We start from the raw sequence: 24,817 nt of genomic DNA, 5'->3' as shown, positions 1-24,817 counted from the left end.
GACTTCTCCCGTATCAAGCTAAAACCATTTGAAGAACAGTTGATAAAGTCATTTTATCCTTTCACTCCTTTAACATTTGTTATATTAAGAGTATAAACCACTCTGTTATATTCTATTCTCTACTTTTTCTTTTGTTCCTTCTTCCAATTTATCCGATGTTAATGAACCCACTATTTCCCCTATAGATTTCAGCTTTCTCCTTCAATAGAAAAAAGCCTCTTAACAGCAATTATACAAAAAACTGTTAAAAGACTTATTTCTATTTTTTCATGTAAGGAGCCAATACTTTTAAAATTTCTTCCTTATACTTCTTTAACTCAAGAGATGTTAACATATCCATCGTTCGCGGCCTAGGTAATTCCACTTGGACCTCGCCAACTATTGATGCTGGTCTTTGAGATAAAATAAATACGCGATCAGAAAGTAAAATTGCCTCATCTAAGTCATGTGTAACCATAACAATTGTTTGCTTTTCTTGATGCCAAGAATTTAAAAGCCAACTGTGTACTTCCATTTTTGTAAATGCATCTAATTTTCCAAAAGGCTCATCCAGCAGCATAATTGGCTTTTCACATAAATACGTACGAAGGAAACTAATTCTTTGACGCATTCCACCTGATAATTCATCTGGATAATGATCTGCATATTCATCTAGCTCAAATTGCTTTAATGCTTCCATTCCTTCTGTCAGCCTTTGTTTTTTAGGCTTCCCTTCGATTTCCAATGGAAGAACGATATTTTGCAAAGCCGATCGCCACGGTAGTAATAAATCTTGTTGCGGCATATAACTAACAACATCTTGTTTTTTTACATACTCCTCGTTATAAAACACTTCTCCGCTCGTTGGCTCTTCAACACTTGCAATCATATTTAATAATGTACTTTTTCCACAACCACTCGGACCTACAAAAGAGACAAACTCTCCCTCTTGTATAGACGCACTAATATTTGCTAATACATTCTTTCCATCGAAAGCTTTTAAAATATCTTTTATTTGTAATCCACTCATTTTTCATTTGGAAGGAATTCATTTGTAAAGGCATCTTTTACATCGATTTTCTTTTTAATAACTTTGTTGTCATATAAGAAATTCATGTAATTTGTCCAAATCTCTTCCTTCTGTACTCCCCACGCTTTTGCATCATCTTGATACTTTGTACTTAACCACTTTTGGCTTTCTTGTACTAATTCTTTATTCACATCTGGAACAGCTTTAATTAAAATATCCGCAGCTTCTTTCGGTTCTTTAATTGCAAAATCATAACCTTCTGTCGTTGCCGTCATAAATTTTTTCACAAAATCTTTATCTTGCTTCGTATGTTTTTCACTTGTAATAATAACAGGACTATAGAAATCAAGCGCTGGATCTAAGTCTTTTACCATAATTGTATTTAACTCTTTTCCTTGACGCTTCGCTTCAATTCCATCCCATCCATAATAAATCCATTCAAAGTCTGCATCACGACCGATTGATTTAAAGAAATCTGTTTGTCCAAGAATAATTTTTTCAACTTTATTAAAATCAGCTTGATGTTTCTCCATAATCGTCTTTAACGTCGCTTCTTCTGCTGGTCCCCCCCAGCCGCCATAACGTTTACCTTCAAAATCTTTCGGTGACGTCATATTATCTTTTTTTAGAGATGCAAAAGCAGAGGTATTATGCTGAATAATTGCACCAACAGAAACAACTGGGATTCCTTCAACACGAGCTAATGTTACATTTTCTTGTGCGCTTATCGCAAAGTCTGCTTTCCCAGAAGCAATCATCTGCTCTGCCGTTACATTATCACCAGGCTGGATAATTTCTACATCAAGCCCTTGCTTTTTGTAATAATCTTTCGTTTGCGCTACATATAAGCCAGTATGATTCGTATTTGGAAACCAATCTAAAACGACTTTTACTTTTTTATCTTTACTTGAACTTTCTTCTTTCTTCGCCGGATTACATCCGGCAACAGTTACTGCTAATAATGCAGCTAACATAATTTTTAAACCTTTTTTCATTTTCTGCCGCCCTTTCTGTATATCCATGGTGCTGTTATTCTTGCCATAAATTCAACAATAAAGTACAGACATAATGTCACCATGACGATAATCGCTGCAACACCAAATACTCGAGCCGTTAAAAAGGATTTTGTTGCTCTTGTAAGCATAACTCCTAATCCTTCACTGGCACCAAGCCATTCCCCAATAATCGCCCCCATCACACTATATGTAACAGCAATTTTTAAACCTGAGAAAAAGTATGGGAGTACTGCTGGAAACTTTACTTTCTGGTAAACTTGCCATTTCGTTGCCTTCATTGTTTGTAACAGTTTCAGCATATTTTTATCTACCGTTTGGAAACCTTCTAAAATGCTAAGCGCAATTGGGAAGAAACAAACAAGAATAACAACCATTACTTTTGGCAACATTCCGTATCCAAACCAAATAATAAATAATGGTGCGAGCACAACGATTGGAATTGTTTGCGAAATAACGAGCAATGGATTCATTAAAATCCGAAATAAAGGGATGACATCCATAATGATAGCAATACTCGTCCCAAGTAAAATTGCAAAAAACAACCCAATTATTACTTCCTGTAACGTTTGCACTGTATTCGGTAATAGTAAATCTTTCATTCCAATTAACTCTTGCACAATTGCAGACGGCTTCGGTAAAATCCACGGCTCAATTTTAAATAATGAAACAGATCCTTCCCATATAGCAATGAGAAGGATAAGCCAAATTGTTGTGATTATTTTAGATCGCTTCTGGTTTTGCATATTCATCACGGTACTTCCAAACTTTTTCGTCAATCGTTACGCCTGTACTTGGACGATAGTGAATTTTAATAGAAGTAATTACTTCTTCTGCTCCAGCATCGACGCAAGCTTGTTGCGCGCGTTTAATGACGTCAAGAAGTACATCTAATTCTCCTTCCAACGTTGTTTCCATTGCCCCTACTTCATAACGAACTCCCGACTGTTGTACAACTTCAATTGCTTTATCAACAACGGAATACACATCTTTGTTCTTCGCTTGTGGTACTACTGAAAATGAAATTGTAACTTGTTGTGACATAATAAAATCCCCCTTACAAAATATGGTTTCCAAAAAAGAAAAGGCTTTCCTACCATGTAGGAAAGCCTTGTATACAAGTTATTCTATAATAACTTATGCTACATCACTTTAAAGTAACTCCCTACGCTGGCATTATCCAGATCAGGTTGAGGGTCGATGTATACTTACATCCTCTCAGCCAATTGGCTCCCCGGTTCTTAATTCGTTTTCATTGTAGCATGATTTATTTTATTGAACAAACAAAAGCATGTATAATCATTTCATTTAACTTTTAAATTCCCCAATTAACTCTTGTAACTCCTGTGAAAGCCAACTTAAAGAACTAGCTAATTCAGCAATATCTTGTACAGACATTTCCTGTTCTTTCATACTCTCTTCAATATTACTACTACTATTCGCATACGTATTTGCGATATGTGATAGTTCATTTACAACACGAACAATATTTTGGCTATTTTGCAAAATATCACTTGAATTGCTAGAAACAGCTCTAACCTGATTTGTAACAGATTGTGCTGATTTTGAAATTTTTTCAAAGAAAGCACCACTACTTTCAACAAGTTTAATTCCAGATTCTACTTCTTTTGAAGCTTTTTGCATTGAAACAACAGCTTCTTCCGTTTCAGCTTGTGTTTCCCCGATTAATTTTGCTATATCTTTTGCTGATGCTTCCGTCTGCTCTGCTAATTTACGCACTTCATCAGCAACAACGGCAAATCCCCTTCCGGTTTCCTCAGCACGTGAAGCTTCAATAGAAGCATTTAAAGCTAGCGAATTAGTTTGATTTGAAATACCTGTAATTACTGTTACAATATCACTAATTTCTTTTGATCTTGTTTCCAAAGAATAAATAATAGAAGATAAATCTTGTACTGCATTTTGTATTATGTTCATTTGATTAATCGTCTGTTCAATAACACCATTTCCTTTTACTGAATGATGCTCCATACCTTCAGACTCTTTCGCCATTTGTTTTGCAGCATTCGTTATCTCTTCCATCTTATCTTCCATTTCATATACAATACCTAAATACTGTGGTACTGAAGTTTCTTGTGACTGAGCGCCAGCTCTTAACTCAACCATAGAACTTACGATTTCTTGAACTGCCATGCTATTCTCTTTCGTACTCACTGACAATTCTTGTGAAGATGAGGAAACCTGTTCTGCTGTCTGCTTCACTTTATCTATAATTCCTTTAAACTTCTCGATGGTATTATTAAAATACGCATTAATAATACCAATATCATCTGGTCTTTCCTCTAATTTAATACTTAAATCACCTTCACCGACTTTGCGCAATCCTTCACGTAAATCTCGCAATGGAGCAAGTGCGTTACGTACAATTAAGAATTGAATAACAGTTGCAATTAAAACAGAAATACAAATAAACATTAAACCTTGTATAATGAATTTTTCCTTTGTAATAGGAACAATAGAGGCATCTACATCGGCTGCAACAATTGCCACAATATTTTCTTCTCCATCTTTAATTGGCTCTAATATCGTTACCCATGATCCTAATGCGTCTTCATATACTTCTGTCATGTTTGCTTTTTTCGTGCTCATTACTTTATCATATGCTTTCATCCAACGATCTGGTTGTTTATAATAGTCTCCCGGCTTTACTTCAACAACATTTGCTAAACCTGTAGACAAACCGACGATTTGTAACTCACCTTTTTCATTTTTTTTTGCTCCAACAACATACGTTTGTCCAACACTGTTCAATTCTTTCGTTGATTCATCTAATTTCTCTGTTAACTTCTCTCTCTTTTCTCTTTCTGCCGTTGGGTCTTTTGCAACATCTCTCAATATTTCTGCGTCTAATTTATGTAATACCGTATCTCCTGTTTCAAAAGAATGCCTTTCAAATATAGACATCATACTATTTTGAAACATGTTAAAACTTAACGCTCCCATAGTACCAACAAGCGTCAAAATAACGAGTACAGTTAACAATACATTCTTTTGAAGAAACGATAGCTTATGCCAATATTTTTTCATTAACATCACCTTTCTAAATTAACTTAATATAAAGTAAAACTATTAAAATATAAATCTCATTAATAAATGATAACAGTTCTCATTTGTTTACAAATAAAAAAAAGACCAATGAAAAAGCATTGGTCAAAACCAACCCTATCCGTCCGGTAACTGGCTAGCTTAGCCCTTCGACCTTAGCCCCTGTAGTTTTGCGTCCTCATGTTTCCATAAGTTTGCCTTTCTCGCTGAACGAGTTGAACGATATGGGAGTTCTATGAGAATTAAAATATTCTCTTCCAAATATTACAACATAAAAATTAAAATGTCCACCCATTTAAAGATGTAAATATAAAGTTTTAATGTATTATTTTTTCGAAATAATTTAACAAAGTTCGTGAATGTTACATTTCTTGTGTTATATAATAAAAAACGTATACAACACAAGGATTATTCCGGATATTCATTTAATTTTCATTTAAATTAAACTATTCGAATATATCTTAACTTACGAATTTCGGAGGTAGTTTATCATGTTTTGGCTACAATTTCTTACGTTACTACTCTGCATTTTTATTGGCGCACGCTTAGGCGGAGTTGGTCTAGGAGTAATGGGTGGCGTTGGTATGGCAATACTTGTTTTCGTCTTCCACTTACAACCTACAGCTCCTCCTATTGATGTAATGCTTATGATTTTAGCAGTAATTACAGCTGCCGGTGCTTTGCAAGCTGCTGGAGGAATGGATTATCTCGTCCACCTTGCTGAGAAAGCATTACGAAAAAATCCAAAGCGCATTACATTTTTTGCTCCTATTGTTACTTATTTATTCACGCTATGCGCAGGAACTGGTCATGTCGCTTATTCTGTACTTCCCGTTATCGCCGAAGTATCTCGTGAATCAGGAATTAGACCTGAACGACCAATGTCAATTGCCGTTATCGCTTCCCAGCAGGCAATTACAGCTAGTCCAATATCGGCTGCAACAGTTGCACTTTTAGCAATGTTAGCCGACTATAAAATTACCTTGTTAGATATTTTAAAAGTCAGTATCCCTTCTACTTTCATCGCTTGTATGGTAGCTGCATTCGTTGTTAGTAAAATGGGAAAAGAATTAAATGAAGACCCTGAATACTTGAAGCGATTAAAAGAGGGAATGATTCCTAAGCTTAAAGAGAAAAAAGAATTTGTGGGTGTAAAAGGCGCTAAATTATCAGTTATCCTTTTCCTAGTAGGAACTTTCCTTGTCGTACTTCTTGGTTCATTTGAAGCACTTCGTCCGGGATGGATGGTTGACGGGAAGTTAGCTCGTCTTTCCATGCCAAACACAATTGAAATGGTTATGTTAACTATTGCAGCCCTTATTATTATTTTCTGTAAACCAAATGTAGAAAGCATTGTGTCTGGTAACGTCTTTAAAGCGGGGGCAACAGCAGTTGTTGCTATTTTCGGTATCGCTTGGATGGGAGATACTTTCTTCAACGGAAACTTAAATATAATTCAAGGATCAATTCAACACTTAGTGACAAGTGCACCATGGCTATTTGCTATTGCACTATTCATTCTATCTATTTTACTGTATAGCCAAGCAGCAACAGTTCGTGCTTTAGTGCCACTTGGACTATCACTTGGTATTCCGCCGGCATTACTTATTGCAATGTTCCCTGCAGTAAATGGATACTTCTTCATTCCAAACTATGGAACAATCGTTGCTGCCATTAACTTTGACCGTACTGGTACAACAGGCATCGGTAAATATGTATTAAATCATAGCTTTATGATTCCGGGCCTAATTGCAACATTCACTTCTATCGGAATTGGAATGCTCTTAATTTCAATTATGTTTTAAATAAACGCACAAACCTACAATTTTAAAGGGTTTGTGCTTTTTTGATCAAACGTTTGTTTAATTTTTTCAATCAATAACTTCTACAACATACCCTTTCTTTTTTAAACCACTCAATATTTCTTCAATATGATTTCTATCTTTCGTTTCTAATGACAAGTGCAATTGCGCATATCCTGGAAATACCTTTGTACCAATCCGTTCTAAATGTATATTTAATACATTCGCTTCAAAACTTGTTACAATCTCAAGTAAATGTTGCAAATAGCCTGGCTTATCTTTAATCATTGTCGCAATGTGAATGAAGCGTCCTGCTTCAACCATTCCATGCTCAATAATACGCGAAATAAAGTTTACATCGACATTTCCACCACTTAGTACGGATACGACCTTTTTTTCTCTTATTGGGATTTTGTGATAAAGCAAAGAAGCTAATGAGCTCGCACCAGACCCTTCAACCAACAATTTATTCCGTTCAAGAAGCATTAACATCGTTCGTGCGATTTCCATTTCATCTACACAAAACACATCATCCACATAGCGTTGTACAAGTTCAAAAGTTAAATCACCTGGCCTTTTAACCGCGATTCCATCCGCCATAGTTGGCGCAGAATCTACTGTTATTACTTTCTTTTCCTCAAGTGATTGTTTCATTCCTGGGCAAGCAAGTGTCTGCACACCGTATATTTTTACTGATGGCTTTTGTTCTTTAATTGCCATCGCAACCCCTGCAATTAATCCCCCACCTCCAATAGGACAAATAACAGCCTCTACATCTTCCAGCTGTTGTAATATTTCCAGACCGACTGTACCTTGACCAGCAATTACTGCTTCATCATCAAATGGATGTACAAATTTCGCTCCTGTCTTCTCTTTTAAATCTAGTGCATAAGCTAATGCATCATCAAATACATCACCTTGCAATTCTACACGCGCGCCATACCTTTTTGTCGCAAGCACCTTACTTAACGGAGCACCTTTTGGCATCACAATCGTACAAGGAATACTAAGCATATTACTAGAATAAGCGACTCCTTGCGCATGATTTCCAGCAGATGCCGCAACAACACCATTTTCTAAATCACCTTTCTCAAGAGAAACCATTTTATTATAAGAACCACGTACTTTAAAAGAGCCTGTCTTTTGTAAATTCTCCAGCTTTAAATACACTTCATTCTGTGATAATTCACTAAATGTACTTGAATAATCTAATGGTGTCATATGTACAATGCCCTTCATTTTTTCATACGCAGCTATAATATCCTGAAATACAATCATGCTTTCGCCTCCAAAACAATCTATGTTTATACATACTAGTTTAGGCGGCATATTTTGTTTTATACGACAAAAGACCACGCAGTATTTTCATACTACATGGTCTTTTATCTACAAACTCTTATTTACTTCCTCAGCTAATTTCTTCGTACTTTCATACGCAGATTCCGCTAAGCTAATCGCTGAAATAACTGAAACACCATCCGCACCCGCTTCTATAACAGAAGCTGTATTTTCAATTGTAATCCCACCAATCCCAACGATTGGTATTGTAATCTCTTGTTCCCTAAAATACTTTAGACCTTTCGTTCCTTGAACCGCTTTCGTATCTTTTTTCGTACTCGTCGGGAAAATTGGACCAACTCCTAAATAATCGGCCCCATTTTCAATCGCCCAGCGTGCCTCTTCAATTGTATGTGTAGATACTCCAATAATTTTATCTCCCATTTTTTTACGAACAGATGTAATTCCTTCATCATCTTGTCCAACATGCACGCCATCTGCATCTAACTCGAGGGCTAGTTCCACATCATCATTTACGATGAATGGTACACCGTACTCCTTGCAAAGCGCTTGTAGTTCTTTCGCAAAATCAATACGTTTCTCTCCCGTTAAAGCCCCTTCTCCCTTTTCACGAAGTTGAAAAATTGTTATACCACCTTCTAGTGCATCTCTCAATACTTGTAGTGGCTCCTTCGTACAATTGTTACTTCCCATAATAAAATATACTCGTAATAACCTAGACATTTCATCCATTGTAATACGCGACATCTAGTTCCCCTCCTTACTTATAACCTCAATCTTTCCATACTTCTCAATATCATCTGAAGTTGTATTCGCTAACTGATTTAAAAATTCAATTTGGAAGCTTCCTGGTCCATTCTCTACTGTTTTCGAAGCCGCTATTTCTGCTGCTACTCCATAGAATGTTAATGCGGCTACTGCTGCCTTTACATAATCCTTTTCTACCGCTACAAATGCTCCTATTACAGAAGTTAGTAAACAACCTGTTCCAGTAACTTTCGTTAAAATAGGATGGCCATTTCGAATCAGAATAGTTCGCTCTCCATCTGTAACAACATCTTCTTCTCCAGTAATTACCGTAACTGTATTTAATTCATCTGCTGCCTGTTTTGCAATATTTACAACATTACCGTTTCCAGTACCAGCATCTACACCTTTAATTTCCCATTTCTCATTAATAACGTTAGCTATTTCAGCTGCATTTCCGCGGATAACAGCTAAATCGATTTCGGCTGGAATATGTCTCGCAACTTCTGTTCGATAAGACGTTGCTCCTGCACCAACTGGATCAAACACTACTGGTACATTGTTCACATTTGCTGATTTACCAGCAAGTAACATCGCTTCTACCTCTTCAGGACGAAGTGTACCCATATTTAATACAAGGGCTCCTGCAATGCTAGCCATTTCTGCTACTTCTTCTTTTGCATACGCCATTACAGGCGATGCTCCTAATGCTAACAAGCCGTTTGCTGTAAAATTCGTTACAACAACATTTGTAATATTATGAACGAGCGGATTAGATTCTCTCACCAAATCCACGACTTTACTAATTTCTTGTACATTCATTCTATTCATCTCCTAACTTTAATGATGGGAGATACACAAAAAGGCACTTTGCGCGTACGCAAAGTGCCTGAACATGTGCTTTTACACTCTCCCTACGCTGGCATTATCCAACAGGTTCAAATGGTCAATGACGGATTAGTCATACTCTCAGTTTGCATCCACAAACTCCCATGTGTTTATTATTCATCTACTTCAAAGTCTACTCTTATTCTAGTAAAATAACAAGTTCTTTACTTTTATAAAATGATAGAGATCCTAACTCTCCTGGTTCAACCATTCTTCGCCTTTATATAAGTAAAACTCTCACACGTATATTTCATCACAAATAACTCAAACCGTCAGCAAGACTGAATAGAACAAAGATGTATGCTATATTTAACGTATGGAAATTTGAAAGGATGTTTTTAAATATGGCAAAAAGTATTGTAATTGCTGAAAAACCTTCTGTTGCACGTGATATCGCACGTGTACTGAAATGTGATAAAAAAGGGAACGGCTATCTTGAAGGTAGTAAATATATTGTTACTTGGGCTTTAGGTCATCTCGTTACATTAGCTGATCCAGAAAGCTATGATGTGAAATATAAACAGTGGAATTTAGAAAATTTACCAATGCTACCGGAGCGTTTAAAACTAACCGTTATTAAACAAACAGGGAAACAGTTTAACGCTGTAAAAAGTCAGCTTCTTAGAAAAGATGTAAATGAAATCATTATAGCTACTGACGCCGGTCGTGAGGGAGAGTTGGTCGCACGCTGGATTATCGATAAAGTTAAAATGCAGAAACCGATTAAACGTCTATGGATTTCATCTGTTACCGATAAAGCAATTAAAGATGGCTTCGCAAATTTAAAACCAGGAAAAGCATATGACAATCTATACGCTTCAGCTGTCGCACGTTCAGAGGCTGACTGGTATATCGGGCTTAATGCGACTCGAGCATTAACTACTCGCTTTAATGCCCAACTAAATTGTGGTCGTGTTCAAACACCTACTGTAGCCATGATTGCAAGTCGTGAAGATGAAATCAAACATTTCAAAGCTCAAACTTACTATGGTATCGAAGCTCAAACAGCTGAGAGATTAAAGCTAACTTGGCAAGATACAAAAGGAAATAGCCGTAGCTTTAATAAAGAAAAAACTGATGCAATCGTGAACAAAATTAGTAAACAAAATGCTACTGTTGTAGACATTGATAAAAAACAAAAGAAATCGTTCGCTCCTGGTCTTTACGATTTAACTGAGCTACAACGTGATGCGAATAAAATATTTGGTTACTCTGCGAAAGAAACATTAAACATTATGCAAAAATTATATGAACAGCATAAAGTTTTAACGTACCCTCGTACAGATTCACGCTATATTTCATCTGATATTGTCGGAACACTTCCAGAGCGTCTGAAGGCTTGCGGAGTTGGAGAATACCGTCCTTTAGCACATAAAGTATTGCAGAAACCTGTAAAATCTAATAAATCATTTGTTGATGATAGTAAAGTAAGTGATCATCACGCAATTATTCCAACAGAGAGCTATGTAAACTTCTCAGCTTTCACAGATAAAGAACGTAAAATTTATGACTTAGTTGTAAAACGTTTCTTAGCTGTTTTATTCCCGGCCTTTGAATATGAACAACTAACATTGCGCACGAAAATTGGTGACGAAACGTTCATCGCACGCGGAAAAACGATTTTACATGCTGGTTGGAAAGAGGTTTATGAAAATCGATTTGAAGATGATGATGCAAGCGATGATGTAAAAGAACAAATCTTACCTCGCATCGAAAAAGGCGATACATTAAACATAAAACTAATTGTCCAAACATCAGGTCAAACGAAAGCACCTGCACGTTTTAATGAAGCAACATTACTTTCAGCGATGGAAAACCCAACAAAATACATGGATACGCAAAACAAACAACTTGCTGACACGTTAAAGTCAACTGGTGGATTAGGTACTGTAGCTACACGAGCTGATATTATCGACAAGTTATTCAATTCGTTCTTGCTTGAAAAACGTGGTAAAGATATTCACATTACTTCAAAAGGCCGTCAGTTACTTGATTTAGTGCCAGAAGAACTGAAATCTCCTACACTAACTGGTGAATGGGAGCAAAAGTTAGAAGCTATCGCTAAAGGAAAATTAAAGAAAGAAGTATTCATTTCAGAAATGAAGAACTTTACGAAAGAAATTGTTGCTGAAATTAAATCGAGTGATAAGAAATATAAACACGACAACATTTCAACGAAGTCTTGTCCAGACTGTGGTAAACCAATGTTAGAAGTAAACGGTAAAAAAGGTAAAATGCTTGTATGCCAAGATCGCGAATGTGGTCACCGTAAAAATGTATCCCGCACTACAAATGCACGCTGTCCTCAGTGTAAAAAGAAACTAGAACTTCGTGGTGAAGGAGCAGGCCAAATTTTCGCATGTAAATGTGGCTATCGTGAGAAACTTTCTACATTCCAAGAGAGACGTAAAAAAGAATCCGGCAGCAAAGCTGATAAACGCGACGTTCAAAAATATATGAAACAGCAGAACAAAGAAGAAGAACCATTAAACAATCCATTCGCAGAAGCATTAAAGAAATTAAAATTTGATTAAACAAAAAGGTTCCTACCACTATCGGTAGGAACCTTTTATTTTTAATGAATAATTTTACTTCCTTTTGCGTTCTCAACAAACTTTTCACTTGATTTGTTAATTGGTGTTTTCAGTAATAATGCAGCCACAACCATGATTACTACGAAAGCACTTAACACAAGTAAATCTCTAGTTACTATATCCCAAAGCATTCCACCTACTGTTTCACGAATTGCACTAATTGCATATGTGAATGGCAAGAACGGATAAATCGCTTGGAAGAATGGTGGTGTCATTTGAATTGGGAACGTACCGCCCGATCCTGCTACTTGTAGTACAAGTAAAATAATCGCCATCGATTTCCCAACGTTTCCGAAAATAGAAACGAGTGAGTACACGATACAAACAAATACTCCCCCAATAAATAAACTAAATAACACAAACCAGAACTTATCGACTACGTACGTACCGAGTAAGAATATATCTCCCATTGATACGATAAACGCTTGTGAAAGACCTATCGTTAAGAATGTTAATAAACGTCCGAAGTAAACTTCATGGCTCTTATAATTCGCGCCCTCTTCGTGTACTTCTACCGTTAATAATGAAACCATTAATAATGCGCCTACCCATAATGCAAGCACTGTATAGAATGGTGACATTGCTGAACCGTAGTTCGGCATTGCAAATAATTTATTCTCTTTTAAATTTACTGGATTTGCAAAGTAGTCACTTTGCTTTTCAACATCGTTTTTCAATAAGCGTATGATGTCTTTTATATCCTCTTCAGATTCAAAATCACGAATTTTATCTGCTAATTCTTTAATCTTTTTCTCAGTCTCCGGCATTTCAGCTTTAATGTCTGCTAATTTCTTTCTACCGTCTACTAAGCCTTTGGATGAATCTTCTAGTAATTTTTTAACATCTGGAAGCTTTTTGTCTGCATCATTTAAAATTTGAGTTGTATTTTTCGACATCTCTTTTGTACGGGCAATTGCTGTATTAAAGTTCGGAACAATTTCTGAATCATACGTGGACAATACATCTGCTAATTGAGCTGCTCCACCTTTTGCTGCATTGTTAATACTTTCAATTACATCTTTTGTAGGTTTCTGGCCATTGTTAAGAAGTGTAATCCCCTTATTCGTTGCCTCTACACCTTTTTGCAAACTGCTTTTCGCTTTATTTAATTTTGCAATTCCATTATTAAGGTTTTTATCACTATTTACATCCGCTAAAACCTTATTTGTGCTTTCTAGAACTGGAATCATATCATCAATTAAACCGATTCCAGATTGGAATTGACCATTTAAACTATTTAAAGCTACTTTCGTTGAATCTAAATCGTTAATACCTCTATTTTTTACATCTTCTTTCGCCTTTTGTAAATCAGCTTTTGCACCTTCAATGCCATTTTTTACTTTATCGTAATCTGCTTTTGCATTATCATATACTGCATTTGCATCAGCTTTAGCTTGATCTACTGTGCTAACTGCTTTTTTATAATCTGCTACAAATGTTTCATTGTAATCTTTTTCAGTTTGATCAATCAATGCATTTGCTGCATCTAATTTTTGATTCGCTACATCTGTTACATCTTTCTTTACTTCTTGTCCTGTACCGATAGCATTTACAATATCTTTAATACCATTGTTTGCATTTTCCATACCTTTTTTAACATTAGTTAAGTGATCCACTCGGTCTTTGAAAAAGCTATTTCCAAAATCAGTCGTCGCTGAATTTTGAAGTTCAGTAAAGAAATTAATAAGATATGAAATACCATCTGTACCAGTTTGTAATCGATCTGATACCGCATTTAAATCTTTCTTTGCTTGTTCTGGATCAAACTGACCATTTTGCAATCCATTTATAACACTTTTCCCATAAGCTGTTCCTGCACGTGATGAGCTTAAAACATTATTTACTGTTTGATTAATATTTTGCGCTATACTCTTATAACCATCACTATTCAACTTAGAAAGGTCTGGTCTTGCAGGAAATTCAGGTAATCCATTCATTCCAGACAAATCAGGAATATTTAAGTCTACACCTGGATTCATTAAAAAGTCAGTAAATGCAGCTGCACTATCCATAACGCCTTTTGCTGCTACTAAATCATTTCTTATCGTTCCTGGAGCATTCTTTAATGTTTGATCTTGTCTTGCAAAGAACTTATCTAAATTTGCCAACGCTTCTTGCCCATCATTTATTACACTCTCTACAACAGGTAGATCTTTTTGTGCTACTTTCACGATATCTTCTGCCCGAGTCGCATCATCTAACGCCTTATCCATAAGTGTATTCATTTCTGGGAACTGTGCTTCTAACTTAAAGACAAAATCCTTAATCTTCTCAATACTCGGTAAGTTAGTTTCTAAATCGATTCCAAGGTCATTGAAGATTTTAAAAATCTCACCGTTTGCTGTTTTAACAAAGTTTTTACTAACCTCTTCTGTAAGACCCGATGCACCTTTAGCTGTAATTTTCGGTGCAATCGCATTTACTTTTTCATTTACATAGTAATCAAGTTCTGGTTTCTGTGGATTTTCATTCAAGACCGTTGCAATCTTTTCAGAAAAATCTTTTGGAATAGTAATACTTGCGGAATAATCTCCACGCTCTACTCCATAAATTGCTTGCTTTTCATCAACAAACTTCCACCCGAAATTTTTGTCCTTCTTAAGTGAATCTACAATTTCTTCCCCGATGTTAATATCTTTCCCTCTTAAATTTGATCCAACATCTTGGTTAGAAACTGCAATTTGGATTCCTTTCGTATTTCCGTAAGGATCCCAAGAAGCTTTAATGTTAAACCATGCATATAACGATGGTAAAATCATTAACCCTAAAACAATAACAATTGCAGCCCAATGTTTGGCTACATTCCGTAAATCTGTCTTATAAATACGCCAAATTTGTTTCATAGAAGTTATCACCTAATTATATATTTTTCCTTCTTTAGAAAATGATACATACATTTTGCAATTATATCACTTTCTACATCGTGTATTAACCAAAAACGAACTATTTTTTTCCATTAACTTTCACTTACTTCATTATATAACGAAGTAAGGCAAAGTATGAATACAAAATGACCAAATCGGTTTTACATTCATTAATAACAAATATATAGGAAATGTCATAAAAAATACAAGTATTTTCTCTTGGGAATACTTGTATTTATCAAAAAATCCTCACAGCTTTTCATTATCTGTGAGGATTTCTTCTATTGTATATCTAATTGTACTTCTACACCGAAATGGTCAGAAATTACATTTCGATTTGCTCCATTAAAAATGACTTTTGAAGAATTAACTGTTTTACTTTGATTGCTTAATATTAGGTCGATTCGTAAGTTTTGTTTATTTTCATCCCAACCAGCAATCTCTCCTTGGACAGTTGTTCCTTCAGCCTTCTCTATCGCTAGTTCATATGTGTCATATAAACCTTTTTGCATCATATACTCATAACCCTCTCCTTCCAAACGAGCATTGTTATTAAAATCACCCATTAAGAAGGAAAGTTCATTGCTATTTACACGCTCCATTAAACGATCAACTTGGTCTTTGAATGATTCTTCTTCATCATTCCACCAACCGAGATGGCAAGAATAAAACGTTATATTCTTATCATTATAAGCAATTGTTGCACTTACAATTTTGCGTGTTTTCCAATACATTGTATCCTTATTTTTTGAGACAAAGAACGTATCTTCCTTTACAATGTTGTGCTTTGTTATAATTGCTAATCCTTCTTCGTACACATCATATCCAATATGAGAGAAATCCCAAATAATATTGTATTCTTTTACATTTAATGCTCTTAACTCTTCTAGCAGTAAAAGTCCAAAATTATCTTTTTTCTTGTTACCGCATACATTTTCAGCTTGTATAGACTGACTTACTTCTTGCAATGCGATCACATCATAATCTTCTTCTTGAATTGCTTTAGCAAGATACTTTATTTTTTCAATTTGATTCTCTTCTTGCCAAGAGTGACAATTTAAAGTTAGCAATTTCATATTATTACGCACCTAACATATCTTGAATGTCTGACTTTAATACGTCAGCTTTCGGGCCATATACGGCTTGTACACCTTTATCTTTAACGATAAGTCCTAAAGCACCATTTTGTTTCCATTGTGCTTCTGGTGCAACAACATCTAAATCTTTTACTGTTATACGTAAACGTGTCATACAAGCATCTACGTCAGCAATATTATCTTTTCCGCCCAATAAATCAATAACTTTTGTTGCTAATGAACCATCTTGTACATTTCCTGTTCCTTCTGTTGACTCATCTTCATTATCAATATAGTTACCTGCACGCCCTGGCGTTGGTAAATTGAATTTTTTAATTAAGAAGTTGAATAATGTAAAGTTAAGGCCGAAGAACACTAATGAAACAATGACAAAGTTGATTAAATCTCTCGTTAAACCTGCATTGATCATCATTGGTGTACGTGTAATTAACTCAATAAATCCAAATGCATGAACACGTAAATTAATTAAATCCGCTAATGCGAATGCAAGTCCTGTTGTAATCGCATACACAACATATAATACTGGTGCAATAAACATGAACATGAATTCAATTGGTTCTGTTACACCTGTTAAGAATACTGCTAATGCAGCTGATAAGAACATTGGTTTATATTTTGCACGTTTTTCTTTATCAACATTACGGAACATCGCAAACGCAATCCCCATTAACGCTGCAGTTGAGCCGATAACTTGTCCAGCTTTGAAACGAGCTGGTACAACGTTATTTAATAAATCGTTATATGCTTTCGTATCTCCATTTGCTAATAAGTTATTTAAATCTGTAATCCATGCAAGCCATAACGGATCTTGTCCCGCTACAATTTGTCCAACTTTTGAACCAGTTAACATCGTATATGTTCCGCCTAGCTCTGTGTAGTTCATCGGAATCGTTAACATATGATGTAATCCAAACGGTAATAATAAACGTTCTAACGTTCCATATACAAACGGTGCAATAACTGGTGCACTATCTTTAGATGCTGCAATCCAGCGACCAAATTCATTTAATCCACTTTGGATAAATGGCCATACAAGTGATAATACAATCGCAGTGACCGTAGACCAAACAATTACAACGAATGGTACGAATCGTTTTCCATTAAAGAATGCTAATGCCTGTGGCAGTTTATTATAATTGTAGTATTTGTTATATAAAGTAGCTCCTAAGAAACCTGTGATAATCCCTACGAAAACTCCCATGTTTAATGCTGGTGCACCAAGTACAGAAGTAAAGTAATCTTTTACAAGTAAATCTCCTGCTAAAAATGAAGAAACTGTCGCTTTTGAATCCGTTAACATTTGAGCGTTTACGCCAAATATAGCTCCTGTAATTCTGTTTGTTAAGACGAATGCTAATAGTGCTGCAAATGCACCACCTGCTCGATCCTTCGCCCAAGATCCCCCAATTGCTACTGCGAATAAGATGTGTAGATTTGTAATAATTGCCCAACCGATGTCTTCCATTACTCGAGCAATGGTATGAACTGCGTTAACATCCCCAGCAGACATCCCAATTAACTTACCGATGGAAATCATTAAACCAGCTGCTGGCATTACAGCTACAACAACTAGTAACGCTTTCCCGAACTTTTGCCAAAAATCAAAAGACGTAATTTTCATCTGTTTTTCCTCCCCTTTATTTATAACAACATAATGATTTAAATTATAATTTCTGTTTCTCTTATGAAAACGATTCCTTATGTTTCTTTTTCTCCTTTACGCAACCGTTTTCATAAATCTATTTTAATAAAAGCGTTTTCACATTGCAATAGAAATTTATTTTTTTTCATAAAAAAAGATGCTCAAGGAGCATCCTTTTTCATTATGAAATGCGATAAACCCTTGTTTCATAAGGTTTCAACGTGATTGTAATTATTTGTTCATGTTCCGCAACTTCATAGTTATTTAAAAGCAAACGTTTGCGTTCTAATGCGAATAAACTCTCATTATACACAGCTTCCTCTTTTGAGATATTACTAATTACAATGACTTTTTCATCCTGTAGCGTACGTGTATATGCATAAATTTGTGGATCGTCTTCTAAAAGTAAATCGTACGTACCGTAGTTCAGTACATCGTGCTCTTTTTTCAAGGCAATCATTTTCTTATAGAAATTGAAAATAGACTTTTCTTCATTTTTTTGCTTTTCAACATTAATTTCTTTGTAATTTGGATTCATGCTAAACCAAGGTGTACTTGTTGTGAAGCCAGCATTCATTTCATCATTCCACTGCATAGGTGTACGTGAATTATCGCGGCAAGAAGCCCATATAATTTCCATCATATCTTGATGTGATACGCCCTCTGCAATTTTCTCACGATATAAATTTTTAATTGCTACATCATCGTAATCTTCAATATTTGGGAACTGAACATTTGTCATACCAATTTCTTGTCCTTGATAAATAAACGGTGTGCCGTGCATAAAGAAATACATCGCTCCTAAAGCCGTTGCACTTTCACGCCAATATTCTTTATCATTTCCCCAAGTAGACACAATACGTGGCTTATCATGATTTTCAATATATAAAGCATTCCATCCCTTATTTTCTAAACCTTTTTGCCACTTTGTTAATACTTTTTTCAACTCAACAACATCAAGATCTTTCTTCTTTTCTGCATCCCATAAGCTTAAATGCTCAAATTGGAATACCATATTGAATTTACCATTCTCTTCTCCAACCCAAAGATCAGCATCTTCAACTTTCACACCATTTGCTTCTCCAACAGTCATAATATCGTATTTAGCAAATGTGTTTTCTTTTAATTCTTCTAGTAATGGCTGAATACCATTTACATTCATATGTTTGTCAAAAGAAGGCACATACTTTAACCCTTTTGGGTTTGGCATATCCTTCAGACCATCTTCTTTTTTTATATGACTAATCGCATCGACGCGGAAACCATCAATACCTTTATCAAGCCACCAATTAACAGTATCATATAAAACTTCACGAACTTCTTTATTCTCCCAGTTCAAATCTGGTTGTTTACGCGAGAATAAATGTAAATAATATTGCTCTGTCACTTCATCATATTCCCATGCAGAACCATTAAAGATACTTTCCCAATTGTTTGGTTCCGCGCCGTCTTTACCATCCTGCCAAATATACCAATCACGCTTCGGATTGTCTTTAGAAGAACTTGATTCAATAAACCATGGATGTTCATCACTTGTATGATTAATAACTAAATCAATAATAAGCTTCATGTCACGCTTATGAACTTCATCTAGTAGCATATCAAAATCTTCCATCGTACCAAATTCATCCATAATATCTTGATAGTCACTAATATCATAACCATTATCGTCATTAGGTGATTTATACATTGGACAAATCCAAATTACATCTATACCTAAATCTTTTAAATAATCCAGCTTTGCAATAATCCCCTGTAAATCTCCAATACCATCACCATTTGAATCCATAAAGCTACGTGGATAAATTTGATAAGCGACAGCTTCTTTCCACCATGTCTTATTCATACTAATTCTCTCCTTTTGCATCTCATCGGATTTTTTATGCAAACGTTTTCGTAACACTATCATAACAAAATATGAATAGTTTGCAACTGTTTTCATTGAACTCTATGTAGTTTCCTTATTCTTATGCCTTATTTATTTCTCACAAAAATAAAGTGAAACTTTAATCGTTAAGGAGGTGTCCATTCCCCGCTGATTATTAGCCCTTACCAATCGAGCTTTTACGAGCAGCCCTATCTTCTTTGTTTCACTCGCAAATAACGGGATAAATCTAACCCTTCTCTTCTTCTCGTCCATGCGTGTTAAATACACTCTTCATATACTAATACAAGCTCATATTATTTCAGAAAGGAGATATAAATTGAAACAAACAAAATTAACTGGTCGTATCGTCGTTCCCTCGGATCCTCGGTATGACATAGCCCGAATAAATTTAAATTTAAGCATTCCAAAATTTCCTTGTATTATTGTTTTTTGTCGAAATAAAAATGATGTGTGTAACGCCTTAAAATGGGCACGTGAGCGTCATATACCATTTCGCTTAAGAAGTGGACGACATAGCTACGAAAATTTCTCTCTTTTAAATGGCGGGCTTATTATTGATGTGAGTGAAATGAAGCAAATTACGGTTAGTACAGGAAAATTAACAGCAACAATTGAAGCGGGTGCAAATCTTGGCACTGTGTATAAAGAACTTTGGAAATATGGTGTTACAATACCAGCTGGCACAAGTGCAAGTGTCGGAATTGTGGGGTTAACACTCGGCGGTGGCATTGGCATGCTTTCACGCTTATTTGGACTAACATGTGATCAATTAGTAGAAGTCGAAATCGTACAAGCGTGCGGGAAATTTGGTGCAAAAATCATTCGTGCAAATGAACAAGAAAACCCTAACCTATTTTGGGCATGCCGTGGCGGTGGCGGTGGAAATTTCGGAATTGTTACTTCCTTAACCTTTCGAGTCCACCCTATTAAAAACGTATCAATTTTCTCACTTACATGGGAATGGAAAGACTTTATTGCTGCATTTCAAGCTTGGCAAAACTGGGCACCTTATATAGATGAACGCCTCACTTCATCAATTGAATTATTCTCTAAACAACGAAATAAAATCGAGGTGAAAGGTGAATTTGTCGGCTCTCCTTCTGAACTCTATCATCTATTATCTCCTCTTCTTGAAACTGGTAATCCTTCTCTCTTTATAGATGAAGTCCCGTATATAAAGGCTGTTCAATTCTTTAATAGCGGAAATATTACTGAAAAATTCAAACGCTCTGGTTCCTACGTATATAAACCTATCCCTCTTAAAGGTATTCAAATCTTACAATATTTTCTTTCTCATGCACCAAATAAAGATGCGAGTATTTGGCACCAATCACTCGTAGGTGCTGTAGAAAACATTTCGCCTAATGAAACAGCTTATTTCCACCGCAAGGCAATTATTGCTCAAGAATATATTACTTCTTGGAAATGCAACGATGAAGAAAATCGAAATATACGCTGGGTTAAAGATTTACGGGAAAGCTTAGATCCTTACACACTAGGAGACTATGTCAATTGGCCCGATATCGACATAAAAAATTGGCAAACTAGTTATTATGGCTCTAATTTTCAAAGGTTGCGTAAAGTGAAGACAGCATATGACCCTTGTAATGTTTTTCGTTTTCAACAAAGCATTCCTCCTTTCCATACGTAAAAAGGAAGAACAGCATTCTGTTCTTCTCTTTTACATTGAAAATCGTTCAATGGTTTGTTTCAAGTCCGCTGCTTGCTTCTCTAAATCCTTTAATAATTGATCGATTACTACCATATTTTTAGATTGTTGCAACGTCACACGTGCCACTTCTTGTGAACCAGCTGATGTTTCCTCAGCAATTGCTGCTACAGCCTTTGTCTGTGCTCCTGTTTGATGAATATGACTCACTTGTTCATTCATATAACTACTAATTTGCTTAGTTGTATCGGCTACTTCCATAACACTTGATGACATTTCTTTTAAAATTAATTCTGTAGCTTCTCCGCGTTTCGCCTCTTCTTTAGCTGTCTTCACCTGCTCTGTCATTTTCAATGCGACTTGCTGTACTTCATCTTGCATATTACGTAATAACTGCGATATGTTTCTTGCGGAATGATCACTTTCATCAGCAAGTTTACGTACTTCTTCTGCTACAACCGCAAAGCCCCTTCCATGCTCTCCTGCACGAGCTGCCTCAATAGAAGCGTTGAGTGCTAATAAATTTGTTTGGCTAGCAATCTCACTCACAACAGAAACAATATGTTCTACTTGTTTCATTCGTTCTTCTAACTTCTGTACATTTTGCATCGAATCTTCATTCTCTTTTGCCAATGTTTGAATGCCTTGAATTAAAGAAGTAAAGACACGTGTACTTTGTCCTAAAGCTTGAACCATTTCTAAAGACAACTCGTCGGACTGTTTTGCTTTTTCTTCTACTTCACTCGCAATAGAGGTTGTTGTATCGACAGTTGAAACAATCGCCTGAATGGAAGCTGCTGATTGCTCGGCGCCAGAAGAAATCTCTGCAAGAGTTTCAGACACACCGCGTGCTTGCTTTGTCGCTTCCCATGTTTGTCTTCTAATTTGCTGAACTTGATTATTTGTATACGAAAATGTAGTATCGATATTTTTTACCATGCCCCTTAAGTTCCCTAGCATCATATTAAATGCAACACTTAAAGATTTAATCTCATCATCGGTCTTTGGCAATGGGACATCTTCACGAATATCACCTTCAGCCGCTTTCCTTGCTGCTTCTTCCAACTTTCGAAGTGGTTTAATTAAAAATATCGCTGCCCCATACGCTAAAATTCCAGACCATACTACACCTAATAACATAACGATAATATTATAAACAGTTTGACTTACATAACTTTGAAAATAATCATATATAACGTAAATGAAAATTAAACTTGTTGAATATGTAATTAAAGCTAAAACTGTAGTGAATAGCATAAGTTGTGTACGTAAGCCAAAAGAAAATGTTTTTCTTTCTTTTCCCATCTCTTCTTTCCCCCTTCTTATAAGCAATATAAGTACTACCTATATATTATTATCCATATTTTCGTTATAGAAAGATATAGGGATTTTAAAAACCATTATTTCTTTGAATATCAAATTATACGAAAAAAATAAAGGATTCTGACAATTTATGACTAATAACAGAAATACGGGGCAATATTTGTAAATATATTTTTGACTGGGGGTTTTGTATGATTCAAGTTCGAAATCTAGTAAAATCATTCGGATCACTTGATGTTTTAAAAGGAATTGATTTAGAAGTAAAAGAAAAAGAAGTTGTTGTTTTAATCGGCGCCAGTGGTTCCGGCAAAAGTACATTACTTCGCTGTCTTAACTTTTTAGAAATGTACGATGAAGGTGAAATTCACTTACAAGGTGAGCGAATTGATCCAAAGCATTCAAATTTAAACAAAGTCCGTGAAAATGTTGGTATGGTTTTTCAGCACTTTAACCTCTTTCCTCATATGACCTCACTAGAAAACATCATAGAAGCACCTATTCACGTAAAAAAATTGGAGACAGCAAATGCAAAGGAGATTGGAAATCAACTCCTACAAAAAGTCGGCCTACAAGATAAAGCAGATGTAACTCCCCACCTCCTTTCCGGTGGTCAAAAACAACGAATTGCGATTGCACGAGCTCTTGCTATGAGTCCTAAAATTATGCTATTTGATGAACCTACCTCAGCTTTAGACCCTGAACTTGTTGGAGAAGTGTTGCAAGTTATGAAAGAACTTGCTGAAGAAGGAATGACCATGATTATTGTTACTCATGAAATGAATTTTGCAAGAGATGTAGCTGACCGCGTTATCTTTATGGATGACGGGAAAATTGTAGAGGATGCTTCACCAGCGCAATTTTTTTCCGCTCCATCGCATGAACGGGCAAAGCAATTTTTACGCAACGTTTTATAATGTAACTTCTGTTTCAAATGAAAAGAAATACATTCATACGGTGCACAACTAATTGTCCAAATAAAATATCTCAGTAACATACTTAAAACCATCCGTATGATCAATATATAGGAGGGGTTTTATGAAAAGAAAACTATTAACCATTGTTGCGAGTATTACATTATGTACATCCTTCATACTAGGAGCCTGTAGTAAGGAAAGTGCTACTACTTCTTCAAATGGTGAAAAAGAATTTCGTTATGCGATGAGTGGCTTATATAAACCTTTTAACTATAAAGAAAATGACGGAAAGCTTGCCGGTTTTGATGTGGAAATTGGTGAGGCACTTGCGAAAAAAATGAATATGAAACCCACTCCTATTACAAATCCATGGGAAACGCTAATTCAAGGCCTACAATCGAAAAAATATGATGCTATATTGGGCAGTATGGCAATTACAGAAGAACGCTTAAAAGCTGTTAGTTTCTCCAATCCTTATTATCGCTCTGGTGCCCAAATTTTTGTGGCTAAAAAGAATACATCTATCTCTTCTCCAGAAGATTTGAAAGGTAAGAAAATTGGTGTTGTAAAAGCTAGTACCTTTAAAGACCTTGTTACAAAACATACAGATCAAATCACAGAATATGATAGCGATATTACTGCACTTATGGACTTAGAGCCTGGACGTATTGATGCAGTAATCACTGATCAAATGGTCGGTTTACGTATGATCAAAGAAGGTAAATCAAATATAAAAGAAGCTGGAAAACCATTAAATCTTGATGAAATGGGAATTGCTATTCGTAAAGATGATAAAGAAATGGTTGAGAAAGTAAATAAAGCTTTAGATGAAATCATTAAAGATGGTACGTATGAAAAGATCAGTAAAAAATGGTTTGGGCGTAATATTCTTGGAGACGAGGCAAAAACAAAGTAAGTTAGCCATTTAGAGATTTCATAAATCATGCCCCACTTTGTATGTGGGGCACTTCATTCACTACTAAAATCCATACAATATGAGGT

At 35.6% G+C, this 24,817-nt stretch carries 18 protein-coding genes, 1 pseudogene and 3 riboswitches; of the genes and pseudogenes, 5 read left to right on the top strand and 14 right to left on the bottom strand.

Annotation, left to right across the window (positions count from 1 at the left end):
- Positions 1-259: 259 nt before the first annotated feature.
- The 5 genes from SB773_RS10935 to SB773_RS10915 form a co-directional block, all read right to left on the bottom strand.
- Positions 260-1,009, bottom strand: coding sequence for an ABC transporter ATP-binding protein (locus SB773_RS10935; protein WP_410589896.1), 750 nt, complete (start codon positions 1,007-1,009; stop codon positions 260-262).
- Positions 1,006-2,004 carry an ABC transporter substrate-binding protein gene (locus tag SB773_RS10930; protein ID WP_060751234.1) on the bottom strand — a complete coding sequence of 333 codons (999 nt, stop codon included), beginning with the start codon at positions 2,002-2,004 and terminating at the stop codon, positions 1,006-1,008. The genes SB773_RS10935 and SB773_RS10930 overlap by 4 nt, the downstream gene beginning before the upstream one ends.
- Positions 2,001-2,774, bottom strand: coding sequence for an ABC transporter permease (locus SB773_RS10925; RefSeq protein WP_002091231.1), 774 nt, complete (start codon positions 2,772-2,774; stop codon positions 2,001-2,003). Before SB773_RS10925 ends, SB773_RS10930 begins: the two co-directional genes overlap by 4 nt.
- On the bottom strand, positions 2,746-3,066 hold the full coding sequence (locus tag SB773_RS10920) for an MTH1187 family thiamine-binding protein (RefSeq protein WP_000082898.1): 321 nt from the start codon (positions 3,064-3,066) through the stop codon (positions 2,746-2,748). Before SB773_RS10920 ends, SB773_RS10925 begins: the two co-directional genes overlap by 29 nt.
- Positions 3,067-3,167: 101 nt before the next feature.
- Positions 3,168-3,269: riboswitch (TPP riboswitch) on the bottom strand.
- Positions 3,270-3,330: 61 nt separating this feature from the next.
- Positions 3,331-5,070, bottom strand: a complete 1,740-nt coding sequence (locus SB773_RS10915; protein WP_113735335.1) for a methyl-accepting chemotaxis protein — start codon at positions 5,068-5,070, stop codon at positions 3,331-3,333.
- Positions 5,071-5,212: 142 nt separating this feature from the next.
- Positions 5,213-5,297: riboswitch (cyclic di-GMP riboswitch) on the bottom strand.
- 282 nt (positions 5,298-5,579) lie between these two features.
- Between SB773_RS10915 and SB773_RS10910 the strand changes: the two genes are divergently transcribed.
- Entirely contained in the window at positions 5,580-6,893 is a 1,314-nt protein-coding gene (locus SB773_RS10910; RefSeq protein WP_131246596.1) for an anaerobic C4-dicarboxylate transporter family protein, read from the top strand.
- 66 nt (positions 6,894-6,959) lie between these two features.
- Here the strand turns inward: SB773_RS10910 and ilvA are convergent, their stop codons facing one another.
- From ilvA to thiM, 3 genes are all read right to left on the bottom strand, one after another.
- Positions 6,960-8,168 carry a threonine ammonia-lyase gene (gene ilvA, locus SB773_RS10905; RefSeq protein ID WP_113735337.1) on the bottom strand — a complete coding sequence of 403 codons (1,209 nt, stop codon included), beginning with the start codon at positions 8,166-8,168 and terminating at the stop codon, positions 6,960-6,962.
- Positions 8,169-8,276: 108 nt separating this feature from the next.
- Complete coding sequence (gene thiE / locus SB773_RS10900; RefSeq protein WP_131246595.1) at positions 8,277-8,936, bottom strand: thiamine phosphate synthase; 660 nt, start codon at positions 8,934-8,936, stop codon at positions 8,277-8,279.
- A complete protein-coding gene (thiM, locus tag SB773_RS10895; protein ID WP_410589891.1) occupies positions 8,937-9,758 on the bottom strand; it encodes a hydroxyethylthiazole kinase in 822 nt (273 codons plus the stop codon).
- Between the two features lie 72 nt (positions 9,759-9,830).
- Positions 9,831-9,940, bottom strand: a riboswitch (TPP riboswitch).
- 228 nt (positions 9,941-10,168) lie between these two features.
- Between thiM and topB the strand changes: the two genes are divergently transcribed.
- A complete protein-coding gene (gene topB, locus SB773_RS10890; protein WP_410589889.1) occupies positions 10,169-12,358 on the top strand; it encodes a DNA topoisomerase III in 2,190 nt (729 codons plus the stop codon).
- Between the two features lie 41 nt (positions 12,359-12,399).
- Here the strand turns inward: topB and SB773_RS10885 are convergent, their stop codons facing one another.
- The 4 genes from SB773_RS10885 to SB773_RS10870 all read right to left on the bottom strand — a co-directional run bounded on the left by SB773_RS10885 (position 12,400) and on the right by SB773_RS10870 (position 19,867).
- Positions 12,400-15,261 (bottom strand): YhgE/Pip family protein, encoded by a 2,862-nt coding sequence (locus SB773_RS10885; RefSeq protein ID WP_410589887.1) that lies wholly within the window; start codon positions 15,259-15,261, stop codon positions 12,400-12,402.
- A gap of 302 nt (positions 15,262-15,563) precedes the next feature.
- Positions 15,564-16,358, bottom strand: coding sequence for an endonuclease/exonuclease/phosphatase family protein (locus SB773_RS10880; protein WP_410589885.1), 795 nt, complete (start codon positions 16,356-16,358; stop codon positions 15,564-15,566).
- A gap of 4 nt (positions 16,359-16,362) precedes the next feature.
- The gene (locus tag SB773_RS10875; protein WP_002029549.1) at positions 16,363-18,000 is read right to left on the bottom strand and encodes a PTS transporter subunit IIBC; all 1,638 of its coding nucleotides are present in this window, start codon (positions 17,998-18,000) and stop codon (positions 16,363-16,365) included.
- 202 nt (positions 18,001-18,202) lie between these two features.
- On the bottom strand, positions 18,203-19,867 hold the full coding sequence (locus tag SB773_RS10870) for a glycoside hydrolase family 13 protein (RefSeq protein ID WP_002140237.1): 1,665 nt from the start codon (positions 19,865-19,867) through the stop codon (positions 18,203-18,205).
- Positions 19,868-20,225: 358 nt separating this feature from the next.
- On the opposite strand from SB773_RS10870, the gene SB773_RS10865 reads away from it, so the two are divergent.
- Positions 20,226-21,560, top strand: a complete 1,335-nt coding sequence (locus tag SB773_RS10865; protein WP_410589882.1) for an FAD-binding oxidoreductase — start codon at positions 20,226-20,228, stop codon at positions 21,558-21,560.
- A 30-nt stretch (positions 21,561-21,590) separates the two neighbouring features.
- Here the strand turns inward: SB773_RS10865 and SB773_RS10860 are convergent, their stop codons facing one another.
- Entirely contained in the window at positions 21,591-22,517 is a 927-nt protein-coding gene (locus tag SB773_RS10860) for a methyl-accepting chemotaxis protein (RefSeq protein ID WP_410589968.1), read from the bottom strand.
- A gap of 15 nt (positions 22,518-22,532) precedes the next feature.
- Positions 22,533-22,718 (bottom strand): annotated as a pseudogene (locus tag SB773_RS10855) (HAMP domain-containing protein); the annotation flags it as partial.
- Positions 22,719-23,092: 374 nt separating this feature from the next.
- Between SB773_RS10855 and SB773_RS10850 the strand changes: the two are divergent.
- Together SB773_RS10850 and SB773_RS10845 are read left to right on the top strand one after the other, a co-directional pair.
- Positions 23,093-23,815, top strand: a complete 723-nt coding sequence (locus SB773_RS10850) for an amino acid ABC transporter ATP-binding protein (RefSeq protein ID WP_410589880.1) — start codon at positions 23,093-23,095, stop codon at positions 23,813-23,815.
- Positions 23,816-23,936: 121 nt separating this feature from the next.
- On the top strand, positions 23,937-24,731 hold the full coding sequence (locus SB773_RS10845; RefSeq protein WP_410589878.1) for an ABC transporter substrate-binding protein: 795 nt from the start codon (positions 23,937-23,939) through the stop codon (positions 24,729-24,731).
- The last annotated feature ends 86 nt before the right edge of the window (positions 24,732-24,817 follow it).

Source organism: Bacillus sp. SIMBA_074 (genome assembly GCF_046534555.1).
Taxonomy (GTDB): domain Bacteria; phylum Bacillota; class Bacilli; order Bacillales; family Bacillaceae_G; genus Bacillus_A; species Bacillus_A mycoides.
The sequence above is the reverse complement of the archived record's forward strand: the minus strand, read 5'-3'. Positions and strand labels throughout refer to the sequence as shown.